Here is a 24,030-nt window from a genome sequence, read left to right as displayed (position 1 = left end):
AACTTTACCAATAAATTCATCTATTTCAGATGAATCACAGTTGCCAGTTATCCAACTGCTGACTATCTTTCAATGAACATTATCCAGAGGTTTCAACATCATGTTCATTGAGGGTTAAGCTAGATGCTCTTTCGTAAAGAAGTGAATGAACATCAACAAAACCACTGGGCCGGTAAGGCGCTGCTATTAGCGGGATGGCCCGTTTGGGTAGTCACCTCATTGACCGCGCTATTTCTTATCGCACTGCTTAGTTTCTTGATTTTCTCCAATTACACTCGCCGAATTAATGTCAGTGGTGAAGTGATCACCCAGCCGCACAGCATTAATTTATTCAGCCCGGAGCAGGGCGTGGTGACCAATTTAATGGTGGAAACCGGCAAAACGGTCAAAAAGGGCCAGCCGCTGTATCAAATTGATGTCAGCCGGGTGACGCAGGCCGGTAATGTCAGCACCACCACGCTGTCAGCAATCAATAAACAGCGCGACCAGATAGACACCATCATCACTCAACTGCAAAACAACAAGCGCACGACGCTGGACAATTTGCAGCAGCAGCTCGAGCAGTATGAGAAGGCGCACAAGGTGTCCCAGGACATGGTGGCGTCGGCGCAGCAGGGGCTGGATGCGATGAAGCAAAGCATGCAGAACTACGGCGCTTATCAGCGTAAAGGGCTGATTAACACCGATCAGCTCAATAACCAGCGCTACCTGTTCTACCAGCAACAAACCTCGTTCCAGAGCCTCAACACCCAATCTATCCAAGAGTCATTGCAGATAACCAACTTGCGCAGCGAGCTGGTGACCCGCGCCGCCGATTTCGACAATCAAATTTCGCAATACGGCGTGCAGCGCAATGATTTAGACCGCCAGTTGGCCGAGGCCGATGCCAAAGGCTCGCTGCTGATCACCGCGCCGACCGACGGCAAGATCTCCTCACTCAGCGTGACGCCGGGGCAGATGGTCAATGCCGGTGACAGTCTGGCGCAGCTGGTTCCGGCCAAGAATTCGCCTTTCTTCTTGGTGGCATGGTTGCCAAATGAGAGCGTGCCTTACGTCAAACCAGGGGAAGAGATCAATATTCGCTATGAAGCCTATCCATTTGAAAAATATGGCCAGTTCCCCGGGCGTGTAGAATCTGTTTCCTCCGCGCCGGTCTCCGAGCAGGAGCTGAATTCCTACTCCAGCGCGCCGAAAAACCCCAATGGCACGGTCAGCGGGCCTTATTACAAAGTGATCGTCTCCTTAGATAAAAGCCAGCTCAACTGGCATGGCGAAACGCTCAATTTATCCAGTGGCATGAAAGCGGAGTCTACGATGTTCCTCGAAAAACGCCCGCTCTATCAGTGGATGCTATCTCCGTATTACAGCATGAAGAAAAGTGTGGTGGGGCCGATAAATGAATCTCGATAACGTGCGCGAACTGGCAAACAGTCTGCATTTCGGCTTCCGTCATAAAGTCCCGCAAATCATCCAAACCGAGGCCGCCGAGTGCGGGTTGGCCTGTCTGGCGATGGTCTGCGGTTACCACGGCAAGCATGTTGATTTGCAGAGTCTGCGCCAGCGTTTTGGCATTTCATCCCGTGGCGCGACCCTGCGTACCCTGATGGATATTGCCACCTCGGTGGAGCTGAAATCCCGCGCTCTGAAGCTCGACATTGATGAGCTGAATGCGCTGAAAACCCCCTGCATTCTGCACTGGGATCTTAACCATTTCGTGGTGCTGGTGGCGGTGAAGCAGGGCAAAGTGATTATTCACGACCCGGCCTTTGGCCAGCGCTCGCTGGGTATCCGCGAGGTGTCGGAGCATTTCACCGGCGTGGCGCTGGAGCTGTGGCCGGACAGCGGATTTACTTCGGAAAAGCCGCGCGTTCGCCTAAATCTGCGCAAAATGATGGGCAATGTCAGCGGCTTAATCCCCGCGCTGACCAAGATCTTCTGCCTGTCGCTGATGATCGAGTCGGTCAACCTGCTGCTGCCGGTGGGCATGCAGTTGGTAATGGACCACGTGATCCCGGCCAAAGACCCCGACCTGCTGACTCTGATTTGCCTCGGGCTGCTGTTCTTTATCATCTTCCGCACAGGCGTGAGCATGCTGCGTGCTTGGACCTCTTTGGTGATGAGTACGCTGATTGACGTGCAGTGGAAAGCGCGGCTGTTTGACCACCTGCTCAAGCTGCCGCTGGACTATTTCGAGAAGCGCAAACTCGGCGATATTCAGTCGCGCTTTACCTCTCTCGACACGCTGCGCACCACGCTGACCACCAACGTGGTCAACAGTATTATCGACGGCATCATGTCCATCGGCCTGATTGTGATGATGGTGCTGTACGGCGGCTGGCTGATTTGGGTGATTCTTGGCTTCACCGCAATTTACGTCATCTTTAGGCTTTCCACTTATAACGCCTATCGGCAGGTGTCCGAGGAGCAAATCGTCAAAAGCGCCCGTGCCGGTTCCCACTTTATGGAAACCCTGTATGGCATCAGTACGCTGAAGGCGCTGGGGCTGTCGAAGACGCGCGCTAACTTCTGGCTCAACATGAACATTGATAACGCCAACGCCACGGTGCGCAAAACCAAGTTCGAGATGATGTTCACCGGCGGCAACACGCTGATTGCCACTCTCGATCAGGTGGCGCTGCTGTGGCTGGGGGCGAGTCAGGTGATTGACGGCCATATGACGCTGGGGATGTTCGTCGCTTTCAACACCTATCGCGGCCAATTCTCCGAACGTGCGGCCAACCTGCTCAACATGGTTTTACAGCTGCGGATGCTTTCGCTGCATCGCGACCGTATTGCGGATATTGCGCTGACTGACACCGAGAAAAGCCTGCCGGAGCGCGAGTTACTGCGCGGCGGCGAGGCGGCGTCGCTCGACGTGCGCGATTTGGTTTTCCAGTATGACAGCCTATCTGCGCCATTAATCAACGGCCTGAATCTGTCCGTCGCGGCGGGCGAGAGCGTGGCAATTGTCGGGCCGTCGGGACAGGGTAAAACCACGCTAATGAAGATCATGACCGGGTTGCTGGCTCCGACGCAGGGCCGGGTGCTGATTAACGGCATGGATATCACCACCGCCGGTCTAAATAATTACCGCAGCTGCATAGCCTGCGTGTTGCAGGACGACACGCTGTTTGCCGGTTCGATTGGCGAGAATATTGCCAGCTTTGATGAGCAGAAGGATGAGGCGCGGATTGTTGACTGTGCCCGCCGCTGCAACATTCATGCTGATATCGAAAAGATGCCGATGGGCTATGAAACGCTGATAAGCGAACTCGGCAACAGCTTGTCCGGCGGGCAGAAACAGCGGCTATTGATTGCCCGCGCGCTCTATCGCCGCCCGGCAATTCTGTTCCTTGATGAAGCGACCAGCCATTTGGATTTGGATAATGAATCCAAAATCAATCAGGCCATCAGGGAACTGGATATCACCCGCATCTTCATCGCCCATCGGCCTTCCACCATAGAAACGGCAGACCGGGTGATTAAGCTCGGATAGGGATTGAATCAGGTCTTCTCTTCGGGATTGGGGGGAAGGCTTGGATTACGGTGAGTATGAAATAAAATCAGAGAAAAAAGCAGACTCGGAAGTAATTAGGGAATGGTTTTTAATAGTTGAGAAGGAACTCAGACTTGATGCTTTGAGATGGTGGTGGGGGAAGGATTACTCGGCCGCTGGCCTCGCCCTTCGGGTCGTTGCTGCGCAACGCTGTCTCGCTTCGCTCGGCTCGAACCTTCAATCGAAGCTTCTCCATCCTTCCCAGCGCGATATTCTATTTTAGGTTGGTTTTTTTGAGAGGTAATGCAGGAGTATTTAAGATGGTGGTGGGGGAAGGATTCGAACCTTCGAAGTCGATGACGGCAGATTTACAGTCTGCTCCCTTTGGCCGCTCGGGAACCCCACCACGAAATTCGTGGATTTCGAATTGTTTACTACATACTGCATTCAACGCTTCGGCTGTTGCGGTGAACGGGGCGCATAATACCAAATGGAACTGCGGTGTAAAGCCCTGAAACCGCTAAAAATGTTCGTTTGTTGTTTTTTTGCCCTTGGCGGTGCTTCTCTGTACAGAAAACACCGCCAATTTGAGCAATTACAAAATAACGGTGCGATTGCCGTAAACAAACACGCGCTGGGCCAGTACGCGATAAAGCGCGCGGCTCAACACATTTTTCTCCACGTCACGACCGGCACGCATCATATCTTCAGCGGTATAGGTGTGATCGACGTTGATGGTGTCCTGCATGATGATTGGACCTTCGTCCAGACTGTCATTCACATAGTGCGCCGTCGCGCCGATAATCTTCACGCCGCGCTCATAGGCCTGATGGTAAGGGCGCGCGCCAATAAAGGCTGGCAGGAAGGAGTGGTGAATGTTGATCACCTGATGCGGATAGTGCTGCACAAAGCCCGGCGTCAGCACGCGCATGTATTTCGCCAATACCACGTAATCTGGCTGATACTGGTCAATCTGCTCCATCATCGCGCTGTCGTGCTGCTCGCGGGTCAAGCCTTCGTGGCTCACCAAGTGGAAGGGAATATCAAAACGCTCGACCAGCGTTTGCAGCGTGTCGTGGTTACCAATAACCGCGGCGATTTCAACATCCAGACCGCCGTATGCTGATTTCATCAGCAGATCGCCCAGACAGTGGGCTTCTTTGGTCACCAAAATCACAATGCGACGGCGATCGGTGCTGTGCAACTCGCGCACAGAGCCTTTCGGCAACGCGCTGTCCAGATCGGCCAACAGCGTATTATCGTTAAAAATCCCCTCAAGCTCGGTACGCATGAAGAAGCGCCCGGTGCGGTGATCGACGAATTCGTTGTTTTGCACAATATTCAGTTCGTGCTTGTAGCAAATGTTGGTGATCTTGGCGATCAGGCCCTTAGCGTCAGGGCAAATGGTGCGTAATACCTTAGTTTGTATATTTTGTTGCGGCATGGGGGTGTGGATCCTGTCCTAAGCGTCTACTGGATATCGTTAAAATAGTGCGGGCAGAATCAGCGACCGCAACACTTCTTATATTTTTTACCTGAACCGCAGGGGCAACTGTCGTTTCTGCCCGTCTGGGGTTTAATTCCGTCAATATAGTACCAGCGTTCATTCACGCGAAGAAAGCGCGAACGCTCGTGAACCAGATGAATCTCTGCTGAATCCGGCTCTTGGAAGCGGGCGGCAAACTCAACATAGCCTTCGTCAGCCTGTTTACCCGGCTGGGCGTCAATGACGTTCAACCCCAGCCATTGGGTGTTTTTAAAGCCTTCTTCTAAGTTTTCTCTCCAGCGCTCCGGCTGGCAGTCCGCGTGCCAAGTGGCAATCAAATAGTCAGCGTCTTGCATGGCATAAGCGCTGTAGCGAGAACGCATCAAGGCTGACGGAGTCGGGGCAATCTGGGCGTTGAGTAAAAAAGGCTGGCAGCACTTTTCGTATACTTCACCGCTCCCGCAAGGGCATGGCTGTGACAAAATAGCTCCTGAATGGCGTTTGGCAGCGCAAAGCGCGCTATTGAATGCGTGTTGTCGATATGTTACCTAACAACCTCGCTGGCTGACAACGCACTTACTGAGGCGACTTCCTCGGTCATTCACTCGTCATTGCACGAATCTGACAATTCTGACAAGCAGAATCGGGTTTTATGGGCCACTATTAGAAGAATATACGCAGGGGGACCCCGATGGATAAGCCACTTACAAGCAAGCACATTCTGATCGTCGAAGACGAAGCCGTTTTCCGGTCAGTGCTGGCGGGGTTCGTGAGCTCATTGGGGGCAACTTACACGGAAGCAGTCAATGGCCTCGATGCCCTTGAGCTGGTGGAAGACCATCCCCCGGACCTGATTTTGTGTGATTTGGCGATGCCCGAGATGGGCGGCATTGAGTTTGTGGAAAATTTGCGGTTACAGGGGATAAAAATCCCAGTGCTGGTTATCTCCGCCACCGATAAAATGACCGATGTCGCCACCATGCTCAGGCTAGGCGTGGAGGATGTGCTGCTAAAGCCAATCAATGACCTCCAGCGGCTGCGCGACGCCTTGCTGACTATCCTCTATCCAAAACTCTTCTCTTCTGACGTTTTGCAAAAAAGCGATCTGATGAATGACTGGGAAGCCTTGTGCCGTAACCCCAATGAGGCTGCCAGACTGCTGCAAGAGCTCCAACCACCGGTGCAACAAACCTTGGCTGGCTGCCGGATTAACTATCGTCAACTGACCATGGCCGAAAATGCTGGCTTAGTGCTGGACATCGCGGCGCTCTCCTCAAAAGACCTCGGATTTTACTGCCTTGATGTGACGCGAGCCAAAGAGAATGGCGTGTTGGCGGCGCTGCTGCTGCGGGCGATTTTCAACGGATTATTGCGCGACCACTTGAGCAACCAGCACCAACGCCTTCCCCAGATGTCAACGCTGCTTAAACAAGTTAATCAAGTCTTCAAACAGGCACGACTTGAGGGCCAGTTTCCCCTGCTGTTGGGGTATTATCACGCCGAGCAAAAGAACCTGATTTTGGTCAGTGCGGGTCTGCACGCCAACGTCAATACCGGCAGTAATCAGATTCAATTGAGCAATGGCGTGCCGCTGGGCACCACCGGCTCGACCTTTTCGAATCAGATAAGCCAGCGCTGTGACGCCTTCCAGTGCCAAGTATGGGGGGCCGGTGGCCGCCTCAGGTTAATGCTTTCGAATGAATAATCGGCTGGCAGCAGGCGTAGGAAGTAAACCGCCTACTGAATAGCCAAGTGATAGATTTTGGACGCCTTTTTTCTGGTTTTTCTCATTCTTATCCGCTGTTTTGTTATGCAAAATAGACCATTCAAGGCGCGCCACACAGCGAACCTGTTATACTGCGCGGCAGTAATAATAGTGGGTGTCCGAAATCCCCTTAAGAAATTTTTACGCTAGGAATTTTCCAATGAAAGTTACTGTCTTTGGTATCGGTTATGTTGGACTGGTACAAGCTGCAGTTTTGGCAGAAGTAGGTCATGAAGTCCTCTGCATCGATGTCGACGCGAAAAAAGTCGAAAACCTGAAAAATGGTCAAATCCCGATCTTTGAGCCTGGCCTGACGCCTTTAGTACAACAGAACTATGAAGCTGGCCGCCTGCGTTTTAGCACTGACGCCAAAGAGGGCGTGGCGCATGCCCAGATCCAATTCATCGCCGTGGGTACGCCGCCGGATGAAGATGGCTCTGCCGACTTGAAATATGTCACCGCCGTAGCTCGCACCATCGCCGAACACATGACTTCGCCAAAAGTGGTGATTGATAAATCCACCGTGCCTGTCGGGACCGCGGATAAAGTTCGCGAAGTGATGAGCGCTGCCCTTGCTGCTCGCGGCTGCGACATTACCTTTGACGTCATCTCCAATCCAGAATTCCTCAAAGAGGGTGCGGCAGTCGCCGACTGTATGCGTCCTGAGCGTATTGTTATCGGTACTGATAACCCAAACGCTATCGACCCTATCCGCGAACTGTACGAACCTTTCAACCGCAACCATGATCGCATGATCCTGATGGATATTCGCAGCGCCGAGCTGACGAAATATGCTGCTAACTGCATGCTGGCGACCAAAATTAGTTTCATGAATGAAATGGCTAATTTGGCCGAGCTGCTGGGTGCTGATATTGAGAAAGTGCGTCAGGGCATTGGTTCCGATTCCCGCATTGGCTACCACTTTATCTATCCGGGCTGTGGCTACGGCGGTTCTTGCTTCCCGAAAGATGTTCAGGCGCTTATTCGCACCTCTGAGCAGATTGGTTACCAGCCGAAAATATTGCAAGCCGTTGAGCAGGTTAATTATCAGCAGAAATATAAACTGCCTGAATTTATTTACCGCCACTTTGGTAAAGACCTGCAAGGTAAGACCTTCGCATTGTGGGGGCTTTCATTTAAGCCTAATACCGACGACATGCGCGAAGCCTCAAGCCGGGTACTGATGGAACAATTGTGGGCCGCAGGCGCAAAAATTAAGGCTTATGATCCCGAGGCGATGAATGAAACTCAACGCATCTATGGTCATCGCGACGATTTAGAATTAATGGGAACCAAAGAAGCTGCGCTTCACGGTGCCGATGCCTTGGTAATTTGTACCGAATGGCAAAACTTCCGTGCGCCAGACTTTGACGTGTTAAAAGACGCGCTAAAAAATCCGGTTATTTTCGATGGTCGTAATTTGTTTGACCCTGAGCGTTTGCTTAAGCGTGGCTTTACTTACTACGCGATTGGCCGTGGCGCCTCAATTAATCCAGTTTTATAGGGGAGTATATGAAGTTTTTAGTGACAGGAGCTGCTGGATTTATTGGATGCTTTGTGGCCAAAAGGTTGCTGGAAGAGGGGCATCAGGTCGTCGGCATTGATAATCTCAATGACTATTATGACGTTAATCTGAAATTATCCCGTCTTGAGCTTCTGACGAATAATTCAAATTTTGAATTTATTAAATTAGATCTGGCGGATCGCAGCGGTATGGCGGATCTTTTTGCTACCCACCAGTTCGAGCGCGTGATTCATTTGGGTGCTCAGGCCGGTGTGCGTTATTCGCTGCAAAACCCTTTAGCTTATGCTGATTCTAATTTGATTGGCTTTGTTAATGTGCTGGAAGGCTGTCGCCATAATAAAGTGGGGCACCTGCTGTACGCGTCTTCCAGTTCGGTTTATGGCTTAAATAGAAAGCAGCCGTTCTCGACTGATGACTCGGTTGATCATCCTATTTCATTGTATGCTGCGACCAAAAAAGCCAACGAGCTAATGGCTCACAGTTATTCGCACCTTTATGGGGTGCCAACCACTGGGCTACGCTTCTTTACCGTCTACGGCCCTTGGGGGCGTCCGGACATGGCCTTATTTAAGTTTACTAAGGCTATTCTGGCGGGAGAGAGCATTGATGTTTATAACCACGGCAAAATGAACCGTGACTTCACATATATTGATGATATCGCTGAGGCCGTGGTTCGCCTTCAGGACGTGGTTCCTGTCGCCAATAAAGAGTGGACGGTAGAAGAAGGCTCGACCGCTGAAAGCTCCGCGCCTTACGTGGTGTACAACATTGGTAATAGCGATCCTATTAGCCTGATGACCTATATAAAGGCGCTGGAAACGGCTCTGGGCATTGAAGCGAATAAGAACATGCTGCCAATGCAGGCGGGTGATGTGCTCAACACCAGCGCGGATACAGAAGCACTGTATCAGGCGATTGGCTTCCGTCCTGAGACGTCAGTAGAGCAGGGCGTGAAACGCTTTGTGGAGTGGTATCGCGAGTTTTATCAGCGCTAAACACCCTTCGGACGAAAGAGGCTGCTTCGGCGGCCTTTTTTTATGTCTGGCTTTTAGGGGGATTAGGCCTTGATGCATATTTCATCGAAGGGTTAACAGGTCTCAAGTATTCATAGAATGAAAGTTATCTAGAGATAGAAATGAAAAAACCCGCCTCGAGAGGCAGGTTTTTTTCAAAACGTATTAAGCAGAAGCGGTAATACTTTATTACAACAGAAAGATTACAGCAGGAAATCGTCCAGCGATTTACCTTGCTCTTCGATAGCTTTCTTGATCACGGCTGGAGTACGGCCTTGGCCGGTCCAAGTTTTGTTTTCGCCGTTTTCGTCGATGTATTTGTATTTAGCAGGACGCGCAGCACGTTTCGCTTTACCAGTCGCTTTAGTAGCAGCCATAGTTTGCAGCAATTCGTTCGGGTCAATGCCATCAGCAATCAGCATTTCACGGTATTGTTGCAGTTTACGAGTGCGTTCTTCGATTTCAGCAGCTGCCTGAGTATCTTCTTCACGACGTTCGTTAACTACAACTTCTAATTTCTCAAGCATCTCTTCCAATGTTTCCAGAGTACATTCTCTTGCCTGCGCACGCAGAGTACGGATGTTGTTCAGAATCTTTAATGCTTCGCTCATTATACTAGTCTCGAATTATATTGGTGGGGGGCGTTGAGGTAATAATAGATTGCTCTTTAGCGTTCTGCAATAGCCAATTTGTTTTGTACACTCGAATTTACCAATTAAAAGCATAATTACATTAGCTGATAAAAATATAACCGTCTTAAAGAGCCCTATTTAACTGGTGGCTGTAAGCTAAATTTCAATATCAGGGCAGACGTTTTTTTGTGACCTGATGCGGGAGTTTTTATAACTCAGTGGTCAGAGTTCACAAATAAAATTGGTGCTAAGCCCTGTGTATGGCGGCTTGTAATGTAAGGGTTGGCTTAACGAGTTCTTGTCTATTAGTGCCACCGCTGAGCAGTTTAGGAACACTAAATGCTTAGGCCGCCGAGGTTAAAGGTTGGTGGTTAATAAGGCTAAATGTTGTTTTAGTTCTGTTATATGGGTCTGGGCGCGGCGTCTAAAACCCACAAAAAAAGCAAACGTCTTATAAACTTTAAACTTAATCCTAATATTGGATTGTAAATAACTGTGACTTTAAAATTTGAAATAAAGCACTGTTTTCAGGCCACTTGCTGTGCGCTAACAAGCGAATGTCAGTCAGCGTAAGCCTTATGATACAATTGGCAACTTAGCGGTTAACCTTTCAATATACTTACGGAGTCACCATTTTATGGCTCAGCTTTATTTCTACTATTCGGCCATGAATGCAGGGAAATCGACCTCTCTACTGCAATCATCTTATAACTACCAAGAACGTGGTATGCGCACTCTGGTATTAACCGCAGAGTTTGACCATCGCTTTGGTGTGGGTAAGGTGAGCTCGCGCATAGGGTTGTCTTCCCAAGCCCAGTTATATAATAAAGATAGCGATCTGTTTGGGCTGGTGGCGCACGAGCACCGTGAGCAAACCGTGCACTGTGTATTAATAGATGAAAGTCAGTTTCTGACTAAAGCACAAATTGCACAATTAACCGATGTGGTCGACAGCTTAGATATTCCGGTTCTCTGCTACGGGCTGCGTACCGACTTCCGCGGTGAGCTGTTTGAAGGCAGTGAATACCTTCTGGCTTGGGCCGATAAGTTGGTCGAGCTGAAAACTATCTGTCATTGCGGCCGTAAGGCCAACAGGGTGCTGCGTTTAGATGAGCAGGGCGAGCCTATGCACGATGGCGCACAGGTGGTGATAGGCGGCAATGAGAGCTATGTTTCGGTGTGCCGTAAACACTTCAAAGAGGCAATGGCTACCTGCGCTGAGAAAGCTTCTAAGGAGTAATAAGCCGCGTGATATTCAGCGTAAGCCTGCAAGCTTCAGGACAAATAAAAAAACCCGCCATCAGGCGGGTTTTTGCATAATCACTCTTTATAACGACTTAAAGATTATTTTTTAGCAGACTTCTTTTCAGCTTTCGCTACTGGAGCAGCAGTAACCACTTCTGCTTCTTCTTCTTCGGTGAATTTACGACCGTAGTAAGTGTCCATCAGAATCTGTTTCAGCTCGGAGATCAGTGGGTAACGTGGGTTAGCACCGGTACACTGGTCATCGAAGGCATCTTCAGACAGTTTGTCCACTTTCGCCAAGAAGTCAGCTTCCTGAACACCCGCTTCGCGAATAGAGGTTGGGATACCCAATTCCCCTTTGATGTCATCCAACCAGTTCAGCAGTTTCTCAATTTTCTGTGCAGTACGGTCGCCCGGTGCGCTCAGACCTAAATGGTCGGCGACTTCTGCATAGCGACGACGCGCTTGTGGGCGGTCGTATTGGCTGAAAGCTGTCTGTTTAGTTGGGTTGTCATTGGCGTTATAGCGAATAACGTTGGCAATCAACATCGCATTGGCCAGACCGTGTGGGATGTGGAACTCTGAACCCAGTTTGTGGGCCATGGAGTGACAGACACCCAAGAAGGCGTTGGCGAAGGCGATACCCGCGATAGTTGCAGCGTTGTGAACACGTTCACGAGCCACTGGGTTTTTCGCGCCTTCTTTGTAGCTAGCTGGCAGGAACTCTTTCAGTAGTTTCAGCGCTTGCAGAGCCTGACCGTCAGAGTATTCGTTAGCCAGAACAGAAACATAAGCTTCCAAGGCGTGGGTTACTGCGTCCAGACCACCGAAGGCACAGAGTGACTTAGGCATGTTCATCACCAGGTTGGCATCAACGATTGCCATATCTGGAGTTAACGCGTAGTCAGCCAGTGGATATTTCTGACCAGTAGCATCGTCGGTTACCACGGCGAATGGTGTAACTTCTGAACCTGTACCTGAAGTGGTGGTGACGGCGATCATTTTCGCTTTCACGCCCATTTTCGGGAATTTGTAGATGCGTTTACGGATGTCCATAAAGCGCAGTGCCAAATCTTCGAACTGAGTCTGCGGATGTTCGTACAGAACCCACATGATTTTGGCTGCGTCCATTGGTGAACCACCACCCAGTGCGATAATCACGTCTGGTTTGAAGGAGTTCATCTGCTCAGCACCTTTACGAACGATGCTCAGGGTTGGGTCAGCTTCAACTTCGAAGAACACTTCAGTTTCGATGCCGTGACCTTTCAACACGCTGGTGATCTGGTCGGCATAGCCGGCATTAAACAGGAAACGGTCGGTTACGATGAAGGCGCGTTTTGCACCATCGGTCGCCACTTCTTCCAGAGCGATAGGCAGTGAGCCGCGACGGAAGTAGATAGATTTCGGAAGTTTATGCCACAACATGTTTTCTGCTCGCTTCGCTACAGTTTTCTTGTTGATCAGATGTTTAGGACCGACGTTTTCAGAGATGGAGTTACCACCCCATGAGCCGCAACCTAAAGTCAGTGATGGAGCAAGTTTGAAGTTGTAGAGGTCACCGATACCACCCTGAGATGCTGGGGTGTTAATCAGGATGCGCGCGGTTTTCATTTTGTCGCCAAAATAGTTCACACGTTCAGGCTGATTATCTTGGTCGGTGTAGAGGCAAGAGGTATGACCGATACCGCCCATTTCTACCAGTTTCTCAGCTTTCTCTACCGCGTCTTCAAAGTTCTTAGCACGGTACATGGCGAGGGTAGGGGACAGTTTTTCATGAGCGAAAGGTTCTGACTCATCAACGTTTTTCACTTCACCAATTAATACTTTAGTGTGTGAAGGCACTTTGATGCCGGCCATTTCGGCAATTTTAGTTGCTGGCTGACCCACGATAGCGGCATTCAGGCCACCATTTTTTAAGATAATGTCTTGAACGGCTTTCAGCTCTTTGCCTTGCAGCAAGTAACCGCCGTGAGTTGAGAAGCGCTCACGCACGGCGTCGTAGACGGAATCAACCACGATAATGGACTGTTCAGACGCACAGATAACGCCGTTATCGAAGGTTTTGGACATCAAGATTGAAGCAACAACGCGTTTGATGTCAGCGGTTTCATCAACCACTACTGGGGTGTTACCTGCACCTACGCCGATTGCTGGTTTACCAGAGCTGTAAGCTGCTTTCACCATGCCTGGACCACCTGTCGCGAGGATCAGGTTGATGTCTGGGTGATGCATCAGTTGGTTAGAAAGCTCAACGCTTGGCTCGTCAATCCAGCCAATCAGGTCTTTCGGTGCGCCAGCAGCGATAGCAGCTTGCAGAACGATATCTGCGGCTTTGTTGGTCGCATTTTTAGCGCGTGGGTGTGGGGAGAAGATAATACCGTTACGGGTTTTTAAGCTGATAAGCGCTTTAAAAATCGCAGTAGAAGTTGGGTTAGTGGTTGGGACGATACCGCAGATGATGCCGATAGGTTCGGCGATAGTGATGGTACCGAAGGTGTCATCTTGTGACAGGATACCGCAGGTTTTTTCGTCTTTATACGCGTTATAAATGTATTCAGAGGCGAAGTGGTTTTTGATGACTTTGTCTTCAACAATCCCCATGCCAGATTCTTCGACAGCCAGTTTCGCAAGTAAGATACGGGCATCAGCGGCGGCCAACGCGGCGGCACTAAAGATCTTATCAACTTGCTCTTGGGTGAAGTTAGCATATTCGCGCTGGGCTTTTTTGACTCGTGCTACGAGTGCGTTCAATTCAGCGACATTTGTTACAGCCATAATGCTCTCCTGATAAAGTTAAACTCTTTTAGTAAATAATCCGCCAGAATTCAGTATAGCTGTGCTATAGCCCACTGCCCGAAACAAATTTACACATTTATTTTCAGTCAGTTATATCTGTCTCATTATTTGCTCAAACAGCTTTTATAAAGGTTGAACATCCTGTAGGAGAAACCGAGTTAACTTCGCCAGCTTGCAAGGTGTTTATCCTGTCGCCTACTCACTGACTACGTGAAAAGCATACTCACTTGGAGGCAGGCTATTTTTGATCTGGATCAGTAAAGTGATTTGCTGACACCTTTCAGCAGGTTGGTGATGAGATTGGTTATCATTAACCCAATTATATTTAACAAAATGTGCGATTATTGGTCGGATTGACGCCTATTATTTTTAACATCAGCATTTATCACTGCTTATATTAAAAAATCTGGTTATACACGCTAAAAAGTCTCGTGGAATCCCAACGACAATTACAGTACATTAGCGCCCATTGAAACCTTCCTCTTCTGGCGTATTGTGCGGAGTTCTGCGTGAGCCAATCTCTGTTAGATCTTTCAGGCTATATCAAATTCTTCGTCGGGCTTTTCGCATTGGTCAACCCAGTGGGGATCTTGCCGGTCTTCATTAGCATGACCAGCTACCAAGCCGCCGCCGGTAGAAATAAAACCAATATGACCGCCAACCTGTCGGTGGCCATTATATTGTGGACGGCTTTATTCCTCGGCGACGCCATCCTGCATATCTTCGGCATCTCTATTGATTCTTTCCGCATCGCGGGCGGCATTCTGGTGGTGACCATTGCCATGTCGATGATCAGCGGCAAGTTGGGTGAGGATAAGCAGAACAAGCAAGAGAAGTCGGAAACGGCGATCCGCGAAAACGTCGGCGTTGTGCCGCTGGCATTGCCTTTAATGGCCGGGCCGGGCGCTATCAGTTCGACCATTGTCTGGAGTTCGCGTTTTCACGGCTGGCAGAATCTGTTAGGGCTGACGGTCGCCATCGCGGTTTTTGCTTTCAGCTGCTGGCTATTGTTCCGCGCCGCACCTTTATTGGTGAGACTGCTAGGGCAGACCGGCATTAACGTTATTACCCGTATTATGGGTTTATTGCTGATGTCGCTGGGCATTGAATTTATTGTGACCGGCATTAAGGCGATTTTCCCCGGTCTGCTGCAATAAGACCCCTGAATCTACTCTTTATCTTTCTTAACATTCGGTTATTGGCAATGACGTTATTAACTTTGCTAATAACCGGATGCCTCAATATAGTGCAACTAATGACTTATTAATGACCAGTTGCACCTAAATGTAGCTTAAACTCCATTCCTAAGCATATTTCTACCCCAAACTGCTATTTATATAAGTTTCCCCGCCCGAAAAATCCCTTTTTTATCACTTTCTCTGCCCGAATCGATGTTAATTTAATCACATCATTCTGTAGGGCTTGTGCATGCTGTATCGAGATGTTATTAGTGTTTACTCAGTCAGAAACAGCCGTTTATTCTTCAAAGCTACAGAATGTTAACTTTTTGTATCAGTCGAATTTTTAAACAGAAGCGCGGGATGACTGCCAGAAGAAAACTTATAAATATTTAATAAAAACAACGCGTTGATTTACTGCTTGTCAGTGGCATGCCAGATGGCTAAAAGGCTTCGATACTCAGTAAAGGAGAAACGCGTAACATTTTCGCAAAATTTATTGGCGCAGTTAACAGGCTTCTGATAATTTTCGGGACGTCTTCACAAATGGAAAGTTGTTTCGGGCATATGCCGAAGTGAGAATGGATCTTGCAAAGAGATTTAGAATTAGCAATTTCATTTGTTTTTGGAGAATGTCGTGGTCGCAACGTTGCATCCTTTCAGAGCCAAAGCGCTCTTGGTGTCACAGCTTTTCCCAAAGGCTATCTTTGGCACTGTTGATGCATGTCGTCGGTTAAGTCAGAAACACAGCGCATTAGTTCCCACTAATACTATTTTTTCAGACTGCTAAAAATCGCAGTCCGCGCGTGTTCGCCTGAAATTGCAATATTAAGTCAAATTAAGCATTAGCCTGCCGTGTTTGAAAAAGGTATTACCACTCTGCGTGAAATACTTTTAAACAGGGCGAGCAAAAGGAGCGAGGTCTTCCTTAAAGGATCTCTGAAGTTGAAAGACGATTAACAGTCTCAAATTTCAAACGTTAGAAATGTAGTAGGGGATAGTCGTCTTACTCACAGCGACTAATACATGCGGTTTTTCTATCGGGTAATTCGTTCCTGCCCGCGATAAACCAAAAGCCCAGCAAGGGTTTATCTTGCTCCACCGTGCGCAAGTTCATAATAAAAACTGGAGTTGAATATAAAATGACCAACATCACAAAAAAAACTATCCTCGCTGCCTGTGTTTTAGCAGCGTTGGGCGTGGCGACCGCGGGCAGCGCTTTCGCTGCTACCGTACCAGCTGGTGTGCAACTGGCTGACAAACAAGAGCTGGTTCGTAACAACGGTTCTGAAGTGCAATCACTGGACCCACATAAAGTGGAAGGTGTTCCAGAGTCCAACGTTATCCGTGACCTGCTTGAAGGTCTGGTTAACACCTCTAACTCAGACGGCCACGTGATCCCAGGCGTTGCTGAAACTTGGGATAACAAAGACTTTAAAGTCTGGACTTTCCACCTGCGTAAAGACGCTAAATGGTCAAACGGCGACCCAGTAACCGCTGCTGACTTCGTTTACAGCTGGCAGCGTCTGGCTGACCCGAAAACTGCATCCCCGTACGAGAGCTACCTGCAATATGGCCACATCGCTAACATCGATGACATCATTGCTGGCAAGAAAAGCCCTGACACGCTGGGCGTGAAAGCTATCGACGACCACACTCTGGAAGTGACTCTGACTGAGCCAGTTCCATACTTCGTTAAAATGCTGTCTCACACCGCGATGAAGCCGGTAAACAAAAATGCTGTTGAGAAATTTGGCGACAAATGGACTCAACCAGAAAACTATGTGAGCAACGGCGCTTATAAACTGAAAACTTGGACCGTCAACGAACGCATCGTTCTGGAACGTAACCCACAATATTGGGATAACAAAGACACTGTTATCAATCAGGTAACTTACCTGCCAATCTCTTCAGAAGTGACTGACGTTAACCGCTACCGCAGCGGCGAAATCGACATGACTTACAACAACATGCCGATCGAACTGTTCCAGAAACTGAAGAAAGAAATCCCAACTGAAGTCCATGTTGACCCATATCTGTGTACTTATTATTACGAAATCAACAACCAGAAAGCGCCATTCACCGACGAGCGCGTTCGTGAAGCTCTGAAACTGGGTCTGGATCGCGACATCATTGTTGATAAAGTGAAAGCACAGGGCGACCTGCCAGCTTACGGCTTCACCCCGCCATACACTGACGGCGCTGACGGCAAACTGACGCCTCCAGCCTGGTTCAAAGAGACTCAGGATCAACGTAACGCACAGGCGAAGAAACTGTTGGCAGAAGCGGGTTACACCGATGCTAAGCCATTGACCTTCAAACTGCTTTACAACACTTCTGACCTGCACAAGAAGCTGGCTATCGCCGCTGCTGCAATCTGGAAGAAAAACCTGGGTGTGAACGTTCAACTGGAAAACCAAGAGTGGAAAACCTTCCTGGATACCCGTCATCAGGGTAACTTCGATGTTTCTCGTGCGGCATGGTGTTCTGACTACAACGAACCTTCATCCTTCCTGAACATGCTGTTGTCTGACAGCAGCAACAACACGGCTCACTACAAGAGCGCAGCCTTCGACAAAGCGATTGCTGACACTCTGACTGCCAAGACTGACGAAGAGCGCGCATCTTTGTACCAGAAAGCTGAACAGCAACTGGATAAAGATTCCGCCATCGTTCCTGTTTATTACTACGTGAACGCCCGTCTGGTGAAACCATACGTGGGTGGCTACACCGGTAAAGATCCACAGGACAACGTCTACGTTAAAGATCTGTACATTATCAAACACTAATTAGTGACTGGCAGGGTATCCCCGAGATGCCCTGCCTATTTTGATAAAGGTATCGTTCTTGGCGCTGACCGTTTCAGCGCTGAAGCAGAGAGCCACCGTCGCAATATTTTTATTATTGCGACGATAAAGCCAAAACTATCAAGCTGTAGTGCAGGCTTAGAAACAGGTACGGGCAATGTTAAAGTTTATTTTACGCCGCTGTCTGGAAGCGATTCCGACGCTATTCATCTTAATTACCATCTCGTTTTTTATGATGCGTCTCGCACCGGGAAGTCCATTTTCAGGTGAGCGTAATCTTCCGCCAGAAGTTATGGCGAACATTGAGGCGAAATATCACCTCAATGATCCAATCTATAAGCAGTACTTCAACTATTTAGGGCAACTGGCGAAAGGTGATTTCGGCCCGTCGTTCAAATATAAAGACTATACCGTTAATGATCTGGTAGCCGCTTCTTTCCCGGTTTCTGCGAAATTGGGTCTGGCTGCTTTCATCATGGCGATTGTATTTGGTGTTTCCGCCGGCGTGATTGCCGCGCTTAATCAGAACACTAAATGGGATTACACGGTAATGGGGGTAGCCATGACCGGCGTTGTTATCCCGAGCTTTGTGGTTGCACCTTTATTGGTGCTGATTTTCGCCATTACCCTGAAGTGGTTACCGGGCGGCGGTTGGAACGGCGGTGGGATCAAATTTATGATTTTGCCAATGGTGGCTCTGTCACTGGCTTATATCGCCAGCATCGCGCGTATTACCCGCGGTTCAATGATTGAAGTCTTGCACTCCAACTTTATCCGTACAGCTCGTGCTAAAGGTTTGCCGCTGCGCCGCATTATTCTGCGCCACGCGTTGAAGCCTGCACTGTTGCCGGTACTGTCCTATATGGGACCTGCCTTCGTCGGTATCATCACCGGCTCAATGGTTATCGAAAGCATTTTCGGATTGCCGGGCATCGGCCAGCTGTTTGTTAACGGCGCACTTAACCGTGACTACTCGCTGGTTCTGAGTCTGACCATTTTGGTTGGCGCACTGACCATTTTGTTCAATGCGATCGTCGACGTGCTTTACGCCGTTATCGATCCAAAAATCCGTTATTAATGCTGGAGCTTGTCAATGATGTTAAGTAAGAAAAACAGCGAAGCTCTGGAAAACTTCACCGAGAAGATGGAAGTTGAAGGGCGCAGCTTATGGCAGGACGCGCGTCGTCGCTTCATCAGCAACCGCGCGGCTGTTACCAGCCTGATCGTGTTGGCGGTGATTGCGTTATTCGTGACCTTCGCGCCAATGATTTCACAATTTGCCTACGCAGATACTGACTGGAACATGATGTCAGCTGCGCCGGACTTTGCGTCTCACCACTATTTCGGTACCGACTCCTCGGGCCGTGACTTGCTGGTTCGCGTGGCAATCGGCGGGCGTATCTCTCTGATGGTTGGCGTGGCGGCGGCACTGGTCGCGGTTATCTTGGGCACCTTATACGGCACAGTTTCCGGCTACCTTGGCGGCAAAATTGACTCCGCGATGATGCGTTTCCTGGAGATCCTCAACTCCTTCCCATTCATGTTCTTCGTTATCCTGCTGGTGACCTTCTTCGGCCAAAACATTTTGCTGATTTTCGTCGCCATCGGCATGGTTTCATGGCTGGACATGGCGCGTATCGTGCGTGGACAGACCCTGAGCCTGAAGCGTAAAGAGTTCATCGAAGCGGCGCTGGTGAGCGGGGTGTCTACCCGCAATATCGTTCTGCGTCACATCGTGCCAAACGTACTGGGCGTGGTGGTGGTTTACGCCTCCCTGCTGGTACCGAGCATGATCTTATTCGAATCCTTCCTCAGCTTCTTAGGGTTGGGTACGCAAGAGCCGTTAAGCAGTTGGGGTGCGTTGCTGAGCGACGGCGCCAACTCTATGGAAGTTTCACCTTGGTTACTGCTGTTCCCGGCAGGCTTCCTGGTTGTAACTCTGTTCTGTTTCAATTTTATCGGCGATGGCCTGCGTGATGCCCTCGACCCGAAAGATCGTTAAGGAGTGCAATCATGAGCACCATTGAACATACAACGTTGGCGTCATCGGCGTCCGTTGACGGCAAAGTGCCGCCAATCCTGCTTGATGTGAAAGACCTGCGCGTCACTTTCGGCACGCCAGACGGCGACGTGACGGCGGTTAACGACCTGAACTTCGACCTGCGCGCCGGTGAAACATTGGGCATCGTGGGCGAGTCCGGCTCGGGTAAATCTCAGACCGCGTTCGCGCTGATGGGGCTGCTGGCCAGCAACGGCCGCATCGGCGGTTCGGCTAAATTTAATGGCCGTGAAATCCTCAACCTGCCGCCACGCGAGCTGAACAAGCTGCGTGCCGAGCAGATTTCGATGATTTTCCAGGACCCAATGACCTCGCTGAACCCGTACATGCGTGTTGGCGAGCAGTTGATGGAAGTCCTGATGCTGCACAAGCACATGAGCCGTCGTGAAGCCTTCGATGAGTCTGTACGCATGCTCGACGCGGTAAAAATGCCTGAAGCGCGCAAGCGCATGAAGATGTTCCCGCACGAGTTCTCTGGCGGTATGCGCCAGCGCGTGATGATTGCGATGGCGCTGCTGTGCCGTCCAAAACTGCTGATTGCCGACGAACCGACTACCGCACTGGACGTGACCGTTCAGGCGCAGATCATGACCCTGCTGAATGAGCTGAAAAGCGAGTTCAACACCGCCATCATCATGATCACCCATGATCTGGGCGTGGTCGCTGGGATCTGTGACAAAGTGCTGGTGATGTATGCCGGGCGCACCATGGAATATGGTCAGGCGCGCGACGTGTTCTACCAGCCGTCTCACCCGTACTCCATCGGCCTGCTTAATGCCGTTCCTCGTTTGGATTCCGAGGGTGGCATGATGACCACCATTGCCGGTAACCCGCCAAACCTGCTGCGCTTGCCTAAAGGCTGCCCATTCCAGCCTCGCTGCCAGCACGCGATGGAAATCTGTAACACCGCACCTCCGCTGGAGCGTTTCGGTGAAGGGCGTTTGCGCGCCTGCTTTAAGCCGGTTGAGGAGTTGGTATGACAGATCACACAGTAATTCACAGCCCGTCTAAGCACGAAGCGCCACCAGACAAAAAAGTTCTGCTGGAAGTGGCTGATTTAAAAGTCCACTTTGATATCAAAGATGGCAAACAGTGGTTCTGGCAGCCGTCCAAAACCCTGAAAGCGGTTGATGGCGTGACGCTACGTCTCTACGAAGGGGAAACTCTGGGCGTAGTAGGCGAGTCAGGCTGCGGTAAATCGACCTTCGCCCGCGCCATTATCGGTCTGGTGAAAGCCACCGACGGCAAAGTGGCGTGGTTGGGTAAAGACCTGCTGGGCATGTCTGCGGCGGAGTGGCAACACACCCGTAGCGATATCCAGATGATTTTTCAGGACCCGCTGGCATCGCTTAACCCGCGTATGACTATCGGCGAAATCATTGCTGAGCCGCTGAAAACCTATCATCCGAAAATGCCTCGCTCTCAGGTTAAAGAGAAAGTGAAGGCGATGATGCTGAAGGTTGGCCTGCTGCCAAACCTGATCAACCGTTACCCGCACGAGTTCTCCGGCGGCCAGTGTCAGCGTATTGGTATCGCCCGTGCGCTGATCCTCGAGCCGAAACTGATTATCTGTGACGAGCCGGTTTCTGCACTCGACGTGTCGATTCAGGCACAGGTGGTTAACCTGCTGCAAGACTTGCAGCGTGAGATGGGCCTGTCGCTGATCTTCATCGCGCACGACTTGGCTGTGGTGAAACACATCTCCGACCGCGTGCTGGTGATGTACCTCGGTCACGCCGTGGAGTTAGGGACTTACGATGAGGTTTACCACAATCCTCAGCACCCTTACACCCGCGCATTGATGTCAGCCGTGCCGGTGCCAGATCCAGACAAAGAGCGCAATAAAGTGATTCAGCTGTTGGAAGGGGACTTGCCGTCGCCAATCAACCCGCCGTCAGGCTGCGTGTTCCGCACCCGCTGCCCGATTGCTGGCCCAGAGTGCGCGGTAACTCGCCCACTGCTGGAAGGCAGCTTCCGCCACGCCGTCTCTTGCTTGAAAGTGGACCCGCTCTAAGCCACTGGCGTCAGTGTTGAAGCATAAAAAAACCTGCCATTGGCAGGTTTTTCTTTTTATAAATTAACTGCATACCCAAAATCATTCGACCTGAATCAAGCCGGCAGCCAACGCCGAGTCAGGTTGAAGGATGCAGGAGGATTATTCTTTCCACAAAATATGGCACAGCTTGTGGTCTTTTTCGCGGCACAGCAGAACGCGCGCGAAAATATCATTAATTGGCTGATCTTCAGCATCGGCCAGCCCGATAACCACTTCGGCGAAGAAGTCCGGGTTCAGGTCGAAATCGACGTGCTCAACCCAATCTTCGGCTGGGTCATACAGCTCGGCGCCGCCGCGTTCTTCAAATTGCAGATTGAAGATCAAGATATCCGCCGGATCGAGATTGTCGCCCGCCAGTTCCAGAAAAATGTCGTAGGCTTGCTCAAGGGTTTCGTCTTCGGTCAGGCGGTTATTTAAATCCATAACGTTCCCATCAATAAATGTTAATCAGTAAAAGTGTGTCTCGCGCTATTAGAACATTCTCGCTGCGGCTTTTACAGCAGCGGGCTGAAAAAGTAGAACAGCCGTTCAATAATGCGATGCCAGAATGGGCGTTTTAACCAAGCCTCGACGTCCAGCAGGTGCGAACGGGCGATATAATCAGCCTGAACCTGCGCCAAATCGTTGCCAAAACCATCATCATCAATTACCAGCGTGATTTCGAAATTCAGCCACAGGCTGCGCATATCAAGGTTCACGGTGCCTACCAGACTCAGCTGGCCGTCGACCAAAATGCTCTTGGTATGCAGCAAACCATCTTCGAACTGGTAAATCTTCACACCGGCTTCCAGCAGCTCGTTGAAGAAGGCGCGGCTGGCCCAGCCAACCATCATCGAGTCGTTCTTCATCGGCATCACGATGCTGACGTCAACGCCGCGCTGGGCTGCGGTACAAATCGCATGCAGCAAATCGTCACTCGGCACGAAGTAAGGGGTGGTCATCACCAACTGCTCGCGCGCCGAATAGGAGGCGGTGAGCAGCGCCTGATGAATCATATCCTCAGGGAAGCCCGGACCGGAGGCGATAACCTGAATGGTGTGGCCGCTCTCTTGCTCAAACGGCATCTGATTGACGTCAGGCTCCGGCGGCAGAATGCGTTTGCCGGTTTCGATTTCCCAGTCGCAGGAGTAGACGATACCCATGGTGGTGGCGACCGGGCCTTCCATACGCGCCATCAAATCGACCCACTGGCCCACGCCCGCGTCCTGCTTGAAATAGCGCGGATCGACCATGTTCATGCTGCCGGTGTATGCCACGTAGTTGTCAATCAGCACCACTTTACGGTGCTGGCGCAAGTCCATGCGGCGTAAGAAGACACGCCACAGGCTGACCTTCAGCGCCTCGACCACTTCAATCCCGGCATTGCGCATCATGGCGGGATAAGGGCTGCGGAAGAAGGCCACGCTGCCCGCGGAGTCGAGCATCAGGCGGCAATGAATGCCGCGGCGCGAGGCCGCCATCAGGGATTCAGCCACTTGGTCAACCAAACCGCCGGGCTGCCAGATGTAAAACACCATCTCGATGTTATGCCGCGCCAGCTCGATGTCACGCATCATGGCGTGCAGGGTGTCGTCGCTGGTGGTCAGCAGTTGCAGCTGATTACCTTTCACCCCCGCGATGCCCTGACGGCGTTCGCAAAGCTGGAACAGTGAGCTGGCAATCTCGCTATTTTCGGTGGCGAAAATTCGGTGACAGCCTTTGAGGTCATTCAGCCAGCGTGCGGTAGAAGGCCACATTGCCTTGGCGCGCTCTGCACGGCGTTTCCCGAGATGCAGTTCGCCAAACGACAGGTAAGCAATAATTCCAACCAGCGGAATAATATAGATGATTAGCAGCCATGCCATAGCCGAAGGCACCGCGCGGCGCTTCATTAAAATGCGCAGCGTCACGCCGGCAATCAGTAACCAGTAGCCAAAAATAAGAAGCCAGCTAATTACCGCATAAAAAGTTGTCATTGGGCGAAAAGTCCTGT

Annotated in this window: 18 protein-coding genes, 1 tRNA gene and 1 other RNA gene; 12 read left to right on the top strand and 8 right to left on the bottom strand. The window is 50.5% G+C overall.

The genetic code is table 11. The annotated features are described in order from the left end of the window. Positions 1–123: 123 nt before the first annotated feature. Together GEAM_RS09950 and GEAM_RS09945 are read left to right on the top strand one after the other, a co-directional pair. On the top strand, positions 124–1,410 hold the full coding sequence (locus GEAM_RS09950; RefSeq protein ID WP_034791053.1) for an HlyD family secretion protein: 1,287 nt from the start codon (positions 124–126) through the stop codon (positions 1,408–1,410). After that, on the top strand, positions 1,397–3,496 hold the full coding sequence (locus tag GEAM_RS09945; protein ID WP_034791051.1) for a peptidase domain-containing ABC transporter: 2,100 nt from the start codon (positions 1,397–1,399) through the stop codon (positions 3,494–3,496). The genes GEAM_RS09950 and GEAM_RS09945 overlap by 14 nt, the downstream gene beginning before the upstream one ends. A gap of 148 nt (positions 3,497–3,644) precedes the next feature. On the opposite strand, the gene GEAM_RS22660 is transcribed toward GEAM_RS09945, so the two are convergent. The 4 genes from GEAM_RS22660 to GEAM_RS09925 form a co-directional block, all read right to left on the bottom strand. Next, a non-coding RNA gene (locus tag GEAM_RS22660) (RtT sRNA) lies at positions 3,645–3,773 on the bottom strand. Positions 3,774–3,817: 44 nt separating this feature from the next. Further along, positions 3,818–3,902, bottom strand: a tRNA-Tyr gene (locus tag GEAM_RS09935). A 189-nt stretch (positions 3,903–4,091) separates the two neighbouring features. Next, positions 4,092–4,940, bottom strand: coding sequence for a formyltetrahydrofolate deformylase (gene purU, locus GEAM_RS09930; RefSeq protein ID WP_034791047.1), 849 nt, complete (start codon positions 4,938–4,940; stop codon positions 4,092–4,094). A 59-nt stretch (positions 4,941–4,999) separates the two neighbouring features. Continuing rightward, positions 5,000–5,464, bottom strand: coding sequence for a YchJ family protein (locus tag GEAM_RS09925; protein ID WP_034791044.1), 465 nt, complete (start codon positions 5,462–5,464; stop codon positions 5,000–5,002). A gap of 209 nt (positions 5,465–5,673) precedes the next feature. On the opposite strand from GEAM_RS09925, the gene rssB reads away from it, so the two are divergent. The 3 genes from rssB (at position 5,674) to GEAM_RS09910 (ending at position 9,267) form a co-directional block, all read left to right on the top strand. Further along, positions 5,674–6,687 (top strand): two-component system response regulator RssB, encoded by a 1,014-nt coding sequence (gene rssB, locus GEAM_RS09920; RefSeq protein ID WP_034791042.1) that lies wholly within the window; start codon positions 5,674–5,676, stop codon positions 6,685–6,687. A 220-nt stretch (positions 6,688–6,907) separates the two neighbouring features. Next, the gene (locus GEAM_RS09915; RefSeq protein ID WP_034791040.1) at positions 6,908–8,251 is read left to right on the top strand and encodes a UDP-glucose dehydrogenase family protein; all 1,344 of its coding nucleotides are present in this window, start codon (positions 6,908–6,910) and stop codon (positions 8,249–8,251) included. Positions 8,252–8,259: 8 nt separating this feature from the next. Further along, a complete protein-coding gene (locus GEAM_RS09910) occupies positions 8,260–9,267 on the top strand; it encodes an NAD-dependent epimerase (RefSeq protein WP_034791038.1) in 1,008 nt (335 codons plus the stop codon). 221 nt (positions 9,268–9,488) lie between these two features. Here the strand turns inward: GEAM_RS09910 and hns are convergent, their stop codons facing one another. Continuing rightward, positions 9,489–9,896 carry a histone-like nucleoid-structuring protein H-NS gene (gene hns / locus GEAM_RS09905; protein ID WP_034791036.1) on the bottom strand — a complete coding sequence of 136 codons (408 nt, stop codon included), beginning with the start codon at positions 9,894–9,896 and terminating at the stop codon, positions 9,489–9,491. Positions 9,897–10,554: 658 nt separating this feature from the next. On the opposite strand from hns, the gene GEAM_RS09900 reads away from it, so the two are divergent. Further along, positions 10,555–11,157 (top strand): thymidine kinase, encoded by a 603-nt coding sequence (locus GEAM_RS09900; protein WP_034791034.1) that lies wholly within the window; start codon positions 10,555–10,557, stop codon positions 11,155–11,157. Between the two features lie 104 nt (positions 11,158–11,261). Here the strand turns inward: GEAM_RS09900 and adhE are convergent, their stop codons facing one another. Next, entirely contained in the window at positions 11,262–13,937 is a 2,676-nt protein-coding gene (gene adhE / locus GEAM_RS09895; protein WP_034791032.1) for a bifunctional acetaldehyde-CoA/alcohol dehydrogenase, read from the bottom strand. Positions 13,938–14,467: 530 nt separating this feature from the next. Here adhE and GEAM_RS09890 point away from each other — a divergent pair. The 6 genes from GEAM_RS09890 (at position 14,468) to oppF (ending at position 22,016) form a co-directional block, all read left to right on the top strand. Continuing rightward, on the top strand, positions 14,468–15,115 hold the full coding sequence (locus GEAM_RS09890; protein ID WP_034791030.1) for a YchE family NAAT transporter: 648 nt from the start codon (positions 14,468–14,470) through the stop codon (positions 15,113–15,115). Positions 15,116–16,278: 1,163 nt separating this feature from the next. After that, on the top strand, positions 16,279–17,925 hold the full coding sequence (gene oppA / locus GEAM_RS09885; RefSeq protein WP_034791026.1) for an oligopeptide ABC transporter substrate-binding protein OppA: 1,647 nt from the start codon (positions 16,279–16,281) through the stop codon (positions 17,923–17,925). A gap of 175 nt (positions 17,926–18,100) precedes the next feature. After that, positions 18,101–19,021: an oligopeptide ABC transporter permease OppB gene (gene oppB, locus GEAM_RS09880; RefSeq protein ID WP_034791023.1), complete on the top strand. Its 921-nt coding sequence runs from the start codon at positions 18,101–18,103 to the stop codon at positions 19,019–19,021. 15 nt (positions 19,022–19,036) lie between these two features. After that, positions 19,037–19,945 carry an oligopeptide ABC transporter permease OppC gene (gene oppC, locus GEAM_RS09875; protein ID WP_034791020.1) on the top strand — a complete coding sequence of 303 codons (909 nt, stop codon included), beginning with the start codon at positions 19,037–19,039 and terminating at the stop codon, positions 19,943–19,945. Positions 19,946–19,956: 11 nt separating this feature from the next. Beyond that, the gene (oppD, locus tag GEAM_RS09870; RefSeq protein ID WP_034791017.1) at positions 19,957–20,982 is read left to right on the top strand and encodes an ABC transporter ATP-binding protein; all 1,026 of its coding nucleotides are present in this window, start codon (positions 19,957–19,959) and stop codon (positions 20,980–20,982) included. Continuing rightward, positions 20,979–22,016, top strand: a complete 1,038-nt coding sequence (gene oppF, locus GEAM_RS09865) for a murein tripeptide/oligopeptide ABC transporter ATP binding protein OppF (RefSeq protein WP_051899470.1) — start codon at positions 20,979–20,981, stop codon at positions 22,014–22,016. The genes oppD and oppF overlap by 4 nt, the downstream gene beginning before the upstream one ends. A gap of 141 nt (positions 22,017–22,157) precedes the next feature. Here the strand turns inward: oppF and GEAM_RS09860 are convergent, their stop codons facing one another. Beyond that, positions 22,158–22,481: an HI1450 family dsDNA-mimic protein gene (locus GEAM_RS09860; protein ID WP_013575941.1), complete on the bottom strand. Its 324-nt coding sequence runs from the start codon at positions 22,479–22,481 to the stop codon at positions 22,158–22,160. Between the two features lie 71 nt (positions 22,482–22,552). Then, positions 22,553–24,013: a cardiolipin synthase gene (gene cls, locus GEAM_RS09855; RefSeq protein WP_034791010.1), complete on the bottom strand. Its 1,461-nt coding sequence runs from the start codon at positions 24,011–24,013 to the stop codon at positions 22,553–22,555. Positions 24,014–24,030: the final 17 nt, after the last annotated feature.

It is taken from the genome of Ewingella americana ATCC 33852 (assembly GCF_000735345.1).
Taxonomy (GTDB): domain Bacteria; phylum Pseudomonadota; class Gammaproteobacteria; order Enterobacterales; family Enterobacteriaceae; genus Ewingella; species Ewingella americana.
The sequence above is the reverse complement of the archived record's forward strand: the minus strand, read 5'-3'. Positions and strand labels throughout refer to the sequence as shown.